A 14,005-nucleotide genomic window follows, 5' to 3' on the forward strand; every position below is an offset into this window, starting at 1 on the left:
CCGCTGATCCGTCTGGAAAGCTGCTGCCTTGGTCTGTGCCGCGACACCAGGGTGGTGCGGGCCGAACTGTACGAACCCGCGCCCACGAGGTGCGGGCGAACCAGGAAGTGGAACCACCCGTGAGCAGCAAGGACGCCGTGCGGACGGCACAGGCCGCCGCACGCCCCCAGACGGCCGCGACGCCCGCGGACGCGGGCGACGCCGGCTACAGCAAGGACCTCAAGGCCCGCCACGTCAACATGATCGCCATCGGCGGCGCCATCGGCACCGGCCTCTTCCTCGGCGCCGGCGGGCGCCTGCACAGCGCCGGCCCGGCGCTCGCCCTGGCCTATCTGGTCTGCGGCGTCTTCGCCTTCTTCGTCGTCCGGGCCCTCGGCGAGCTGGTCCTGTACCGGCCCTCCTCCGGCTCCTTCGTGTCGTACGCGCGCGAGTTCCTCGGTGAGAAGGGCGCCTACGTCGCCGGCTGGATGTACTTCCTCAACTGGTCGACCACCGGCATCGCCGACATCACCGCGATCGCGCTCTACACGCACTACTGGAGCCTGTTCACCGCGATCCCGCAGTGGGTCCTGGCGCTGATCGCCCTCGCGGTGGTGCTCGCGGTGAACCTGATCTCGGTGAAGATCTTCGGCGAGATGGAGTTCTGGTTCGCGATCATCAAGGTCGCGACGCTGGTGGCGTTCATGTTCGTCGGCATCTTCCTGCTGGCCACCCAGCACGACGTCGACGGCCGCAAGCCCGGCCTGAGCGTGATCACCGACCACGGCGGCGTCTTCCCGCACGGCATGATGCCGGTCGTCCTCGTGATGCAGGGCGTGATCTTCGCGTACGCCGCGCTGGAGCTGGTCGGTGTCGCCGCCGGTGAGACCGCCGAGCCGGAGAAGGTCGTCCCGCGCGCGGTGAACTCGATCATGTGGCGTGTGGGTCTGTTCTACGTCGGCTCGGTGGTCCTGCTCGCCCTGCTGCTGCCCGGCTCGGTGTACTCCGGCGACGAGAGCCCGTTCGTGACGGTCCTGTCGAAGATCGGTGTCCCGGCGGCCGGTGACGTGATGAACCTGGTCGTCCTGACCGCCGCCATGTCCTCGCTGAACTCCGGCCTGTACTCCACCGGCCGCATCCTGCGCTCCATGGCCACGGCCGGCTCGGCGCCGAGGTTCACCGCCCGCATGAACCGCAGCCAGGTGCCCTACGGCGGCATCCTGCTGACCTGCGCGGTCTGCGTGCTCGGTGTCGGCCTGAACTACCTGATGCCCGCCCAGGCCTTCGAGATCGTGCTGAACGTCGCCTCCCTCGGCATCATCAGCACCTGGGTGATCATCATGATCTGCCACCTGGTCTTCGTCCGCCGCGCCCGAGCGGGCCTGGTCGCCCGGCCGCACTTCCGGCTCAGGTTCAGCCCGGTCACGGAGATCGCCACGATCGCGTTCCTCCTGGTCTGCCTCGGCATGATGGGCAACGACCCCGAGGTGGGCCGCAAGACCCTGCTCCTCATCCCGGTGATCGCACTCATGCTCGTCGCCGGCTGGTTCGGCGTACGCCGCCGGGTCGCGCACAACACCGACAAGGAACTGACGAACCTGACCGAGTAGCAGCTCAGCGCCACTGTCGGTGGCACCGCTTACGGTGGCGTCATGTCGGGGATCGCATACGTCCGAGGTGACGCCACCACACCGCAGGCCAAGGGCACCAAGGTGATCGCCCACGTCTGCAACGACATCGGGGGCTGGGGCAAGGGCTTCGTGCTCGCCCTCTCGCGGCGCTGGCCGGAGCCGGAGAGGGCGTACCGCGCCTGGCACCGGGACCGCGCGGGGAACGACTTCGGCCTGGGCGCGGTCCAGCTGGTGCAGGTGGGCCCGCACCTCTGGGTGGCCAACATGATCGGCCAGCGCGGCATCAGGACCGGCAGCAAGGGCGTCCCGGTCCGCTACGAGGCGATCGACACCGCCCTCGGCCGCCTCGCCGACCAGGTGATCGAACGCGGCGCCTCCGTGCACATGCCCCGCATAGGCTGCGGTCTTGCAGGCGGAAAGTGGTCCCGGATCGAGCCGCTCGTCATCGAGCGGTTGGTACGACGCGGGATCGCGGTGACGGTGTACGACCACGGGGAGGGTGGCGGATGAGTGGGGGCCTCGATGTGCTGGTGGTGGGTGGGGCCGGGGTGGACACGGTGGTTCATGTCCCCGAGCTGCCCCTGCCCTACGCCGACAGTTACCTGATCGACTCCGGGATCCGCACCCGGGCCGGGCAGACCGGGGACTTCGTCTCCCTGGGCCTGGCGGCGCTCGGCCTGGCCACGCACCACCTCGACGTCCTCGGCGACGACCCCGAGGGCGACCTGGTCCGCGCTCTGCACCGCGAGCACGGCATCGGCCTGACCGCGCTCCCGCAGCCCGCGGGCACCAAGCGGGCGGTCAACCTCGTCGGCCCGGACGGCCGCCGCCTGTCCCTCTACGACACCAGCCGCACCCGCCCCGGCGACCGCTTCCCCGAGGAGCTGCTCCGCCTGCTCGCGGGGGCGAGCCGGCACGTCCACGTGACCATCACCCAGCCCTGCGCGGAGGCACTGCCCGTGCTCGTCACGACGGGCGTCCCCCTCTCCACCGACCTGCACGACTGGGACGGCGAGAACCCGTACCACGAACCGTTCGCGCTCGCCGCCGACGTGGTCTTCCTCTCCGCCGCCGCCCTGACCGACCCCGAGCGGACCATGCGGCGCATCGCCGAGCGGGGCCGCGCCGAGGCCGTCGTCGCCACCGCCGGCGCCAAGGGCGCGTATCTGCTGGCCGACGGCGAGCTGACCCGGATCCCCGCGGCGACCCCGCCCGCGCCGGTGATCGACTCCAACGGCGCGGGTGACGCCTTCGCCGCCGCCTACCTCTACGGCCGGCTCACCGGCGAGCCACCCCGGCGGTGCGCCCACTACGGAGCGATCGCCGGGGCGTACGCCTGCACCGTCCCGGCCACCCGCGCGGAGGCGATGGGCCGGGACGAGCTGCTCCGGCAGGCGGCCGGGACCAGATCCTGAGGCCTCCGCGCCCTCAGTGCCCGTGCACGTCGTTCGTCGCCTCGATCTTCTTCCAGGAGCGCGGTGCGGCGAGGTGGTGACCGGCCTGCGCCAGGGACGCCGCGCGGGCCGCCGGCGCGGCGGGCTTCGACGGCTGGAACAGCCAGGTGTCGAACAGCGCGGCCAGTGGCCTGCCCGTCACCTGCTCGGCGTACCGCCGGAAGTCGGCCACCGAGGCGTTGCCGTACGCGTGCTCCTTCGGCCAGCCCTTCAAAAGCGCGAAGAACGCGTCGTCCCCGACCTCGTTCCGCAGCGCCTGGATGGCGAGCGCACCCCGGTCGTAGACCGCCGCGTCGAACTGGTGGTCAGGACCCGGGTCACCGGGCGCGACCGTCCAGAACGCGTCGTCGGCCGGGTGGGAGGCGTACACGTGGTCGGCGAGTTCCTGCGCGGTGCCCTCGCCCTCGTGCTCGGACCACAGCCACTGCGCGTAGCGCGCGAAGCCCTCGTTGATCCAGATGTCCTTCCAGCCCTTCAGCGACACGTCGTCGCCGTACCACTGGTGGGCCAGCTCGTGCACGACCACGGAGGTGTTGGAACCGTTGGCGAACTGCTTCGGGCTGTAGTAGATCCGGGTCTGCGTCTCCAGCGCGTACCCCGTGGTGGTGTTGGGCACGTACCCGCCGGCCGAGCCGAACGGATACGGCCCGAAATAGCCGCTCAGCCAGTCCACGATCTCCCCGGTGCGCTCCACGCTCGCCCGCGCGGCCCCGTCGTTGTCGCCGAGGTCCTTGCTGTAGGCGTTGACGACCGGCACCCCGCCCTCGGAGGTGCCGGTGGTGATGTCGAACCTCCCCAGGGCGAGCGTGGTCAGATAGGTGGCCTGCGGCTTGTTCTGCCGCCAGGTGTAGCGGGTCCAGCCCAGCTTCGAACTGGTCGACTGCAGCGTGCCGTTGGAAAGCGCCTGGGTGCCGTCGGGCACGGCGACCGACACGTCGTAGGTGGCCTTGTCGCTCGGGTGGTCGTTGCTCGGGAACCACCACCAGGCGGACTCGGGCTCGTCGGCGGCGACGGCGCCGTCGGGCGTGCGGTGCCAGGTGGTGAAGCCGTAGGCGCTCTTCGTCGACGGCACCCCGCGGTAGCGGACCACGACCGTGACCGGAGTGCCCTTGGCGAGCGGTGTCCTCGGGGTGACGACCAGTTCGTGCTGTCCGGAGGTCGCGAAGGAGGCCGTGGCGCCGTTGACCCGCACCTCGCTCACGTCCAGCAGGAAGTCCAGGTCGAAACTCGACAGGTCCTGCGTCGTCCTCGCCAGGATGGTCGCGGATCCCTGCAGTTCGTCCGTCGCCGGCTCGTACTGCAGTCTCAGGTCGTAGTGCGAGACGTCGTAGCCGCCGTTGCCGTAGTACGGGTAGTAGGGGTCGCCGATGCCCGGCGCGCCGGGGGAGTAGGCCGCGGCCGATGCCGGGATCGCCAGCAGGAGGGAGGCCGCCGCCAGTGCGCCCGGCGCGATGATTCTGCGGTGCACGTCAGCTCCAAGTCGTCGGGACGACAGGTCCGTTCGGAGAACTCTGTCGGCAGCCTATTGAGTCCCTGTGGCTCCGCGGCTGTCCACGGCCCCTCCTGTCACACGATCGCCATTCGGCCGTCACGGGCCCTGCGATGCGCACGAGCCGCGCGCGCCACCCCCAGGTGCACGAGCCGCACGAGCCGTCACGACGTGCCGGAAATCCTTCTTCTGCACGGGAGTTGACCGGGGTAGCGTCCGCGCATGCCGATACACACCCCCCGCCGCGCGCGCTTCACGTTCCTCAGAGCGTTCGCGATCGCGGCCGTCGCAGCCCTGACGGCCGCCCTCCTCACCCCCGCAGCCGCCCAGGCCGCGCCCCGTGAGAGCCGGCCCGTCTACTCCTACGCCCACGCCGTCCGCGAGGCCGTCTGGGTGGACACCGGCCTGGACGAGGACGGCGACGGAAGGACCGACCGCGTCGCCGCCGACATCGTCCGGCCCGCCGAACCGGCCCGACAGCACCGCAAGATACCGGCCATCGTGGACGCCAGCCCGTATTACTCCTGCTGCGGCCGCGGCAACGAGAGCCAGCTCAAGACCTACGACGCGCACGGCCGTGTCGTCCAGATGCCGCTGTTCTACGACAACTACTTCGTGCCCCGCGGCTACGCCGTCATCGGCGTCGACCTGACCGGCACCAACCGCTCCACCGGCTGCGTCGACGTCGGCGGCCGCTCAGAGATCCGGTCGGCCAAGGCGGTCATCGACTGGCTCGGCGGCCGCGCCCGGGCGTACACCACCCGCACCGGCACCCGGACCGTCAAGGCCGGCTGGAGCAACGGCACGACCGGCATGATCGGCAAGAGCTGGGACGGCACCATCGCCAACGGAGTCGCCGCCACCGGCGTCAAGGGGCTGAAGACGATCGTCCCGATCAGCAGCATCTCGTCCTGGTACGACTACTACTTCGCCCAGGGCGCCCCGCTCTACGACGGCGGCCCCGGCGACCTCGCCGGCTACGTCGAGAACAGCGGCGCCCGGGCCCACTGCGCGGCCGTACACAAGAAGCTCGCCGACGGCAGCCCGAGCAGCGGCGACTGGACGCCGCTGTGGAGCGAGCGGAACTACGTGAAGGACGCGGCCAAGGTGCGGGCCAGCGTGTTCCTCGTGCACGGCATGCAGGACCTCAACGTGCGCACCAAGCACTTCGGCCAGTGGTGGGACGCCCTGGCCCGGCACGGCGTCCAGCGCAAGATCTGGCTCTCCCAGACCGGCCACGTCGACCCCTTCGACTACCGGCGCGGCGCCTGGGTCGACACCCTGCACCGCTGGTTCGACCACGAACTCCTCGGCTACGACAACGGCATCGACCGCGAGCCGATGGCCGACATCGAGCGCCACCCCGACCAGTGGGTCACCTCCCGCAGCTGGCCGCCGCACGGCACCCGGACCACCACCCTGCGTCCCGCCCCCGGCACCCGGGCGGGCGTCGGCACCCTCGGCCTGCACCCCGCCACCGGCACCGAGACCTTCACCGACGACCCGAAGCTGAGCGAGAGCGACTGGGCCGCCCACGCCACCACGCCCACCCCGGAGAAGGCCGGCTTCGTCACCGCGCCGCTCCGGCACGCCCTGCGCCTGTCCGGATCCGCCCAGGTGACCGTCACCGCCACCCCGACCACCTCCTCGGCCCATCTGTCGGCCGTCCTGGTGGACCTCGGCCCGGACACCATCCGCGACTACGCCGACAGCGACGAGGGCATCACCACGCTCACCGCCCGCGACTGCTGGGGCGCGAGCACCGCCGGGGACAGCGCCTGCTTCAAGAAGACGAAGGCGAAGACGGCCCAGGTCGGTTACACGGTGTTCAGCCGAGGCTGGGCCGACCTCGGCCACCACGCCTCACTCGACCACGGCACCCCGCTCACCCCGGGCGAGGCCTGCACGATGACCCTCGACCTGGCGGCCACCGATCATGTCGTCCCGCGCGGCCACCGCCTGGCGCTGATCGTCGCCGGAACCGACAAGAACCTCATCGACCCGCCGGCCACCCGGCCCTCCCTCACCCTGGACCTGTCCCGGACGACGGCCCGGGTCCCGCTGCTCGGCGGCGCGCCGGCGTTCGCCCTGGCCACGTCCGGCACCACGGCCACCGCCCCCGCGCCACGGCTCCTGAACGGCCTGCGCACACCGGATGCCCCGGGACACCTGCCGGAGGGCTGAACCTCAGGCGGCCGGGTGCGCCAGCCCGGCCGCCTCCCGGGCACACCCCCAGGCCACCGTGATCCCGGCCCCGCCGTGCCCGTAGTTGTGCACCAGCACCCGCCCGTCCGGCAGGGGCGTGCGCTCCAGGCGCACCGCGTCCCGGGCGGGCCGCAGCCCGACCCGGTGCCCCAGCACCCGCGCCCCGGCGATCTCCGGCCGCAGCGCGGCGCACCGCGCCACGATCGCCCGGGCGGTGGCGGGATCCGGCTCCAGGGACCAGGCGTCCTCCTCGGCCGTGCCGCCCAGCAGCAGGATGCCCGGCTGCGGGATGAAGTACGTCGACGCGGCCGAGGAGTGGTCCACGCACGTGTACCAGGTGGCGATGTCCGGGTTCTCCACGACGACGAGCTGCCCGCGCACCGGACGCAACCCCGGGTCGGGCACCAGCGAACGGGCGCCCAGTCCCGTGCAGTTGACGACAACCCCGGCCGGCACGGCGGCCAGGTCCGTCACCTCCCGCACCTCCACCGTGCCGCCCGCCTTCGCCAGCCGCTCCCGCAGCCAGGCCAGGTGCACCGGCATGTCGATCACCGGCAGCCGCGCCGCCAGCCCCTCGGCCACCGCTCGCAGGCCGGGCACCCGGCCCGCCCACTCGCCCAGGTCGTCCAGCCGCGTCCCGGCGTGTACGCCCTCGACCAGGCGTACGCCCGTCTCCCCTGGCCGGTCCGCCAGCTCCGCGTACACCCGCAGGGACTCCAGGGCCCATGCGCCGGCCAGCGGCTCGGGCTCGATCCGGTACGGCCACCACAGGCCGCCGGCGACCGCCGAGGTCGTGCGCTCGGCGGGCTCCCGCGCCCACACCCGCACCCTCCGGCCGGCCTCGGCCAGCGCCACGGCCGTCGTCAGTCCGACGATCCCGCCGCCGACCACGATCACTTCGTCACCCGGTGTGCGCTCCACCCCAGGAAGCTAACCGACTCTGTCATGCTGTGCTCACATCACTCCGGGTGTGGGGATACTCACAGCATGTCTGCCCCATACGCGACCTTCGGCCTGGCACCGGCGACCCGCGCCGGGGGCGTCCTCGCCGACGGCGGCTACCAGGTCCACCGCGACTTCGTGGACTTCGTCGTGGACGGGCGTCCGCTGCTCTTCCGGCTCGCCGACCTGGACGCCGTCTCCCCGCTCGCCTCCGACGTGCCGCCCGCGATCTTCAGCGCCCACGTGCGCAGCCTGCTCCTGGAGGCCGAACCGCCGCTGCCGGACGGCCGGTTCGTGCTCTACGGCTGCCCCGAGTGCGCGGATCTGGGCTGCGGCGCGGTCACCGCCGTCATCGAGCGCGACGGCGACGACTACGTCTGGCGGGACTTCGCCTGGCAGACCGACGAACACGCCGACCTGGAACGGAACGGCTACCACGGCATGGGGCCGTTCCGTTTCCCCGGCGCCGAGTACCGCGCCGCGCTGGCCGCCCTGGTCGAGGACGCCGGCGCCCCGCCCGCGGCCCGCCGCCGGGTGCTGCTGATCGGCGCCCGCGTCGCCGTCCTCGCCCGGCTGGCCGCCGCGCTGCGCGGCATCGGCATAGGCGCCGACATCACCCAGGACGCCGGCGCCGTCCCCGCCGAGGAACTGCGCGGCTACGGCGCCGTCGCCTTCGGCCGGGCGGTCGGCGAGGCCGAACGGGCCGCCGTACGGGACGCGTTCGAGCGCGCCGGGGTCGAGGTCGCCTGTGTGGACGGCCTGGCGCCGATCGTCCCGCTGCTCGTCGCGCAGATCGAGCACGCGCTGGACCGCAGCCCGCTGCCGCAGCGCCGGCTCAGCGCACTGGCCGCCGCCGACGGCACCGCGGACATCGAGGTCACCTCCCCGTGCCGGGTCCGCGTCACCGCGTACCGCCTCGACCGGCTCTACCGCACCCACACCCGCGAGATCTTCGACGGCGTCCTGGACCCCGGCCGTCACCGCGTCCCTCTCGACGCCAAGGCCGTCAAGGGCCAGTCGTTCCTGGTCGCCCGAACCTCGGGGAGCGTGCTGGTGGAGCCGGTGAGGCGCTGAAGACCCGGCGAAGTGCCGGGCCCGGCGCAGCACCGCGTGGGGAGCACCGGGCCCGTGGGGGGCGCCGGGTGCCCTGAGGCGCCGGGCACCTGGAGGGCCGGGGAACCCGGGGAGCCGAGAGTGCGTGCACGGCCTCGCGCGGCAGACGGGAATTGCCGGGCAGGCCCTAGGATCGCCCCTGATGACTGCCACTCTCGTCGCCAAGAATCTCGCCGCCGGACACGGTGACCGCTCCCTCTTCTCCGGGCTCGACCTCGTCGTCGCGCCCGGTGACGTGATCGGGCTGGTCGGTGCCAACGGCGCGGGCAAATCCACGCTGCTCAGGATGCTCGCGGGGCTCCTCGCGCCGGAGCAGGGCGAGCTCCGACTCTCCCCGCCGGCGGCGACCGTCGGGCACCTGCCGCAGGAGCCGGAGCGGCGGCCGGGCGAGACCGTGCGGGAGTTCCTGGCCCGCCGCACCGGCGTCGCGGCGGCCCAGCGTGCGATGGACGAAGCCACCCAGGCCCTGGTCGACGGCGCGCCCGGCGCCGACGACGCGTACGCGGCCGGCCTGGAGCGCTGGCTCGGCCTCGGTGGAGCGGACCTGGAGGAGCGGGCCGAGGAGGTCGCCGACTCCCTCGGCCTGGCCGTCGATCTCGACCTGCCGATGACATCCCTGTCCGGCGGCCAGGCGGCCCGGGCGGGCCTCGCGTCCCTGCTGCTCTCCCGCTACGACGTGTTCCTGCTCGACGAGCCGACCAACGACCTCGACCTGGACGGCCTGGAACGCCTGGAACGCTTCGTCACCGGCCTGCGCGCCGGCACCGTCGTCGTCAGCCACGACCGCGAGTTCCTCACCCGCACGGTCACCAAGGTCCTCGAACTCGACCTCGCCCAGCAGCAGATCAACCTCTACGGCGGCGGCTACGACGCCTACCTGGAGGAGCGGGACACCGCCCGCAGGCACGCCCGCGAGGAGTACGACGAGTACGCCGACAAGAAGGCCGCCCTCCAGGACCGCGCGCAGATGCAGCGCTCCTGGATGGACAAGGGCGTGAAGAACGCCCGGCGCAAGGCGGGCAACGACAACGACAAGATCGGCCGCAAGTTCCGCAGCGAGGCCAGTGAGAAGCAGGCCGCGAAGGCCCGGCAGACCCAGCGCATGATCGAGCGCCTGGACGTGGTCGAGGAACCGCGCAAGGAGTGGGAGCTGCGCATGGAGATCGCCTCGGCGCCGCGCTCGGGCGCCGTCGTGGCCACCCTGCGGGACGCCGAGGTACGACGCGGCGACTTCACCCTCGGCCCCGTCACCCTGCAGATCGACTGGGCGGACCGGGTCGCGGTCACCGGAGCCAACGGCGCGGGGAAGTCCACCCTGCTCGGCGCGCTGCTGGGCCGGGTCCCGCTGGACGCCGGACACGCGGCGCTCGGCTCGGGCGTCGTGGTCGGCGAGGTCGACCAGGCCCGCAAGCTGTTCCACGGCACCGAGACCCTGCTCGACGCGTTCTGCGCGGCCGTCCCCGACACCGAGCCGGTCGAGGTCCGCACGCTGCTCGCCAAGTTCGGCCTGAAGTCCGGCCACGTGCTGCGCCCGGCCGCGACCCTCTCCCCGGGCGAACGCACCCGCGCGGCCCTGGCGTTGCTCCAGGGCCGCGGCGTGAACCTCCTCGTGCTGGACGAGCCGACCAACCACCTCGACCTGCCTGCCATCGAACAGCTGGAGTCCGCCCTGGACTCCTACGGAGGCACCCTGCTCCTGGTCACCCACGACCGCAGGATGCTCGACGCGGTCCGGGTGACCCGGCGCCTGGAAGTGGCGGACGGCAAGCTGACCGAGCGCTAGGTTCTCATGCGCCCGTCACGTCGACGTAGTCGCCGGAGGCCTTGGCCGGTCCGGTCGTGGTGGTACCGGCGAAGCTCCAGCGCCAGTAGCCGTCCGCGGTGGCCGTCGCCGTGGTCTTGAGAACCCCGTCGGTGCCGCTGGTGACCGTCTTGACGGTGGTGTACGTCGTCGTGCCGGCCTTGCGGAACTGCAGCTTCACCGACTGGCCCGCGTAGCCGCTGTAGGTGCCGCCGTGGCCCCAGTCGGCGCGGGTCAGCGCCCCCTTGACGGTGATCACGCCACCCTTGGCCACCGGTTCGGGGGAGGCGTCGACGGTCAGTTTCCCGGCACGCTTCATCAGGAAGGTGCCCGCGCTCTCCTTGTTGATGTAGTCGCCGTCGTTGGCCTCCGCGTCCGCCCAGATGTGCCAGGTACCGGCGTTGGCGTTGATGAGCATCGCGTTCGGGTCGATGACGATGCTGGCGGTGCAGGTGGAGGTGGTGGCGCTGCCGGACACCGGGGCGCAGGTCAGCGGGGTGTCGGAACCGGGCCCCAGTGCGCCGTCGGGGTTGTCCCACGAGCCGTGCCAGAGGAAGCCGTAGGCCTCCTTGATCCCCGAGTCGTCGCTCGCGCTGATGCTGAGGGTGACCGTCTTCTTCGTCATCGCGCCCAGCACGACCGGCTCGCCGCCGTTGACGACGGCCAGGAGGACCTGGGTGTCTCCGTCGCCGGAGTCGGCCCGGGCTGCCGTCGCGGTGAAGGCTGACAGTGCCAGCGCGCCCGACAGGGCCGCGACGGCGGTACGTCTGAACATGTGTCCCCACAAGGATGAGAGTTCCGCCCCCATGCAGGGCGGAGGCCGAAACCGCTCGAATAGTAGTGATCCGACCGTTCTCTCAACAGACTTTCCCGCCAAGCCTTCCGGGCCGGGCGGGCTGCCCCGCCAGGCCCGGAACCCCGCAGGCGTCAGCGCTTCCCGGGATCCAGCAGACCGGCCCGGCGCAGCGCGTCGGCCATCGCGCTGTTGGCCGGCGGCGGCGCCTGGCGCCCGCCCCGGTCCCCACCGCGACCCTGCCCCTGACGCTGGCCCTGTCCCTGGCGCTGCTGGGGCGGCCGGCTGCCGCCACCGCGCTGCTGACGGCCCTGCCCCTGGCCCCCCTGCCCCTGGCCGGAGGCGCCGGCGGCCTCGTCGTCCAGCCGCAGGGTCAGCGCGATCCGCTTGCGCGGGATGTCCACGTCGAGGACCTTCACCTTGACGATGTCGCCCGGCTTCACCACGTCCCGCGGGTCCTTGACGAACTGCTTCGACATCGCCGAGACGTGGACCAGACCGTCCTGGTGGACGCCGACGTCCACGAACGCACCGAAGGCGGCCACGTTCGTGACCACGCCCTCCAGGACCATCCCGGCGGACAGGTCGGAGATCTTCTCCACGCCCTCCTTGAAGGTGGCCGTCCTGAACGCGGGCCGCGGGTCGCGGCCCGGCTTCTCCAACTCCTTGAGGATGTCCGTGACGGTCGGCAGACCGAAGGTGTCGTCCACGAAGTCCGCCGGGCGCAGCGAGCGCAGCACACCCGTGTTGCCGACGAGGGAGGCCACGTCCTGGCCCGTGGTCTTCACCATGCGGCGCACCACCGGATACGCCTCCGGGTGCACGCTGGACGCGTCCAGCGGGTCGTCGCCGCCGCGGATCCGCAGGAAGCCCGCGCACTGCTCGAACGCCTTCGGGCCGAGCCGCGCCACCTTCTTCAGCTCGGAGCGGGAGGTGAACGGCCCGTTGGCGTCCCGGTGGGCCACGATGTTCTCGGCGAGCCCGGAGGAGATGCCCGACACCCGCGCCAGCAGCGGCACGGACGCGGTGTTGACGTCCACGCCGACGCCGTTCACACAGTCCTCGACCACCGCGTCCAGCGACCGGGACAGCTTCACCTCGGACAGGTCGTGCTGGTACTGGCCGACACCGATCGACTTCGGGTCGATCTTCACCAGCTCGGCCAGCGGGTCCTGCAGCCGCCGGGCGATCGACACGGCGCCGCGCAGCGACACGTCCATGTCGGGCAGCTCCTGCGAGGCGTACTGCGACGCCGAGTACACCGACGCGCCCGCCTCCGAGACCATCACCTTGGTGAGCTTCAGCTCCGGGTGCTTGGAGATCAGCTCACCGGCGAGCTTGTCGGTCTCCCGGGACGCCGTGCCGTTGCCGATGGCGACCAGCTCGACCGCGTGCTCCTTCGCCAGCCGCGCCAGCTTGGCGATCGCCTCGTCCCACTTGTTGGCCGGTACGTGCGGGTGGATGACGTCGGTCGCGACGACCTTGCCGGTGGCGTCGACCACGGCGACCTTCACGCCCGTACGGAAACCGGGGTCCAGGCCCAGCGTCGCGCGCGTACCCGCCGGGGCGGCCAGCAGCAGGTCCCTGAGGTTCGCGGCGAACACGTTCACCGCCTCGTCCTCGGCCGCCGTACGCAGCCTGAGGCGCAGGTCGATGCCGAGGTGGACGAGGAGGCGGGTGCGCCAGGCCCAGCGGACCGTGTCCGTCAGCCACTTGTCGGCGGGCCGGCCCCGGTCGGCGATCCCGAACTTCGACGCGACGATCCCCTCGTACGACGACGGGCCCTCGGTGGGTTCCTCCGGCTCCAGGACGAGGTCCAGGACCTCCTCCTTCTCGCCGCGCAGCATCGCCAGGATCCGGTGCGAGGGCAGCTCGGTGAACGGCTCGGCGAAGTCGAAGTAGTCGGCGAACTTGGCACCGGCCTCCTCCTTGCCCTCGCGCACCTTCGCGACCAGCCGCCCGCGCACCCACATGCGCTCGCGCAGCTCGCCGATCAGGTCGGCGTCCTCCGAGAACCGCTCGGTCAGGATCGCCCGGGCGCCCTCCAGCGCGGCCTGCGGATCGGCGACGCCCTTGTCGGCGTCGACGAACGCGGCCGCGGCGGCCAGCGGCTCGACCGACGGGTCGCCGAGCAGGCCATCGGCCAGCGGCTCCAGGCCCGCCTCGCGGGCGATCTGCGCCTTGGTGCGCCGCTTGGGCTTGAACGGCAGGTAGATGTCCTCCAGCCGGGCCTTCGTCTCGGCGCCCCGGATCCGCGCCTCCAGCTCCTGCGTCAGCTTGCCCTGCTCGCGCACCGACTCCAGGATCGCCGTCCGCCGCTCCTCCAGCTCCCGCAGGTAGCGCAGCCGCTCCTCGAGCGTGCGCAGCTGCGCGTCGTCGAGCATCTCGGTCGCTTCCTTGCGGTAGCGGGCGATGAAGGGAACCGTGGAGCCGCCGTCCAGCAGCTCCACCGCGGCCTTCACCTGCCGCTCCCGTACGCCGAGCTCCTCGGCGATCCTGCTTTCGATGGACCCTGCTTGCAGGGACCCGGGTGTCGTCACGATCCCGTACCGCCTTCTCACTGAGGTTGCGCGGCAATTGTGGCAGGTGACACCGACA

Annotated in this window: 10 protein-coding genes; 6 read left to right on the forward strand and 4 right to left on the reverse strand. The window is 72.1% G+C overall.

Annotated elements, in window-relative coordinates:
- Positions 1 to 119 precede the first annotated feature (119 nt).
- The 3 genes from ACZ404_RS28535 to ACZ404_RS28545 are packed head-to-tail and all read left to right on the forward strand — an operon-like array spanning position 120 to position 3,025.
- The gene (locus tag ACZ404_RS28535; protein WP_468444733.1) at positions 120 to 1,589 is read left to right on the forward strand and encodes an amino acid permease; all 1,470 of its coding nucleotides are present in this window, start codon (positions 120 to 122) and stop codon (positions 1,587 to 1,589) included.
- Between the two features lie 42 nt (positions 1,590 to 1,631).
- Positions 1,632 to 2,120: a macro domain-containing protein gene (locus tag ACZ404_RS28540; RefSeq protein ID WP_468444734.1), complete on the forward strand. Its 489-nt coding sequence runs from the start codon at positions 1,632 to 1,634 to the stop codon at positions 2,118 to 2,120.
- Positions 2,117 to 3,025 carry an adenosine kinase gene (locus ACZ404_RS28545; protein ID WP_468444736.1) on the forward strand — a complete coding sequence of 303 codons (909 nt, stop codon included), beginning with the start codon at positions 2,117 to 2,119 and terminating at the stop codon, positions 3,023 to 3,025. The genes ACZ404_RS28540 and ACZ404_RS28545 overlap by 4 nt, the downstream gene beginning before the upstream one ends.
- Positions 3,026 to 3,038: 13 nt before the next feature.
- Here the strand turns inward: ACZ404_RS28545 and ACZ404_RS28550 are convergent, their stop codons facing one another.
- The gene (locus tag ACZ404_RS28550; protein ID WP_468444738.1) at positions 3,039 to 4,532 is read right to left on the reverse strand and encodes a M1 family metallopeptidase; all 1,494 of its coding nucleotides are present in this window, start codon (positions 4,530 to 4,532) and stop codon (positions 3,039 to 3,041) included.
- Between the two features lie 243 nt (positions 4,533 to 4,775).
- Between ACZ404_RS28550 and ACZ404_RS28555 the strand changes: the two genes are divergently transcribed.
- The gene (locus ACZ404_RS28555; protein WP_468444740.1) at positions 4,776 to 6,737 is read left to right on the forward strand and encodes a Xaa-Pro dipeptidyl-peptidase; all 1,962 of its coding nucleotides are present in this window, start codon (positions 4,776 to 4,778) and stop codon (positions 6,735 to 6,737) included.
- Positions 6,738 to 6,740: 3 nt separating this feature from the next.
- Here the strand turns inward: ACZ404_RS28555 and ACZ404_RS28560 are convergent, their stop codons facing one another.
- Positions 6,741 to 7,655, reverse strand: coding sequence for an FAD-dependent oxidoreductase (locus ACZ404_RS28560; RefSeq protein ID WP_468445058.1), 915 nt, complete (start codon positions 7,653 to 7,655; stop codon positions 6,741 to 6,743).
- Between the two features lie 90 nt (positions 7,656 to 7,745).
- Between ACZ404_RS28560 and ACZ404_RS28565 the strand changes: the two genes are divergently transcribed.
- Positions 7,746 to 8,774 (forward strand): oxidoreductase, encoded by a 1,029-nt coding sequence (locus ACZ404_RS28565; protein WP_468444742.1) that lies wholly within the window; start codon positions 7,746 to 7,748, stop codon positions 8,772 to 8,774.
- A 181-nt stretch (positions 8,775 to 8,955) separates the two neighbouring features.
- Positions 8,956 to 10,596: an ABC-F family ATP-binding cassette domain-containing protein gene (locus tag ACZ404_RS28570; protein ID WP_468444744.1), complete on the forward strand. Its 1,641-nt coding sequence runs from the start codon at positions 8,956 to 8,958 to the stop codon at positions 10,594 to 10,596.
- Positions 10,597 to 10,600: 4 nt separating this feature from the next.
- On the opposite strand, the gene ACZ404_RS28575 is transcribed toward ACZ404_RS28570, so the two are convergent.
- Together ACZ404_RS28575 and ACZ404_RS28580 are read right to left on the reverse strand one after the other, a co-directional pair.
- Positions 10,601 to 11,389, reverse strand: coding sequence for a calcium-binding protein (locus ACZ404_RS28575; RefSeq protein ID WP_468444746.1), 789 nt, complete (start codon positions 11,387 to 11,389; stop codon positions 10,601 to 10,603).
- Positions 11,390 to 11,541: 152 nt separating this feature from the next.
- Positions 11,542 to 13,947, reverse strand: coding sequence for a Tex family protein (locus ACZ404_RS28580; protein WP_468444748.1), 2,406 nt, complete (start codon positions 13,945 to 13,947; stop codon positions 11,542 to 11,544).
- Between the last annotated feature and the right edge of the window lie 58 nt (positions 13,948 to 14,005).

The sequence above is a fragment of the Streptomyces sp. NPDC030798 genome, assembly GCF_055572275.1.

Excerpts from the sequence above, each read along its gene's own strand:
- ACZ404_RS28545 (WP_468444736.1), top strand. The coding sequence starts at position 2,117 with ATGAGTGGGGGCCTCGATGTGCTGGTGGTGGGTGGGGCCGGGGTGGAC.
- ACZ404_RS28540 (WP_468444734.1), top strand. The coding sequence starts at position 1,632 with ATGTCGGGGATCGCATACGTCCGAGGTGACGCCACCACACCGCAGGCC.
- ACZ404_RS28570 (WP_468444744.1), top strand. The coding sequence starts at position 8,956 with ATGACTGCCACTCTCGTCGCCAAGAATCTCGCCGCCGGACACGGTGAC.
- ACZ404_RS28565 (WP_468444742.1), top strand. The coding sequence starts at position 7,746 with ATGTCTGCCCCATACGCGACCTTCGGCCTGGCACCGGCGACCCGCGCC.
- ACZ404_RS28575 (WP_468444746.1), bottom strand. The coding sequence starts at position 11,389 with ATGTTCAGACGTACCGCCGTCGCGGCCCTGTCGGGCGCGCTGGCACTG.
- ACZ404_RS28555 (WP_468444740.1), top strand. The coding sequence starts at position 4,776 with ATGCCGATACACACCCCCCGCCGCGCGCGCTTCACGTTCCTCAGAGCG.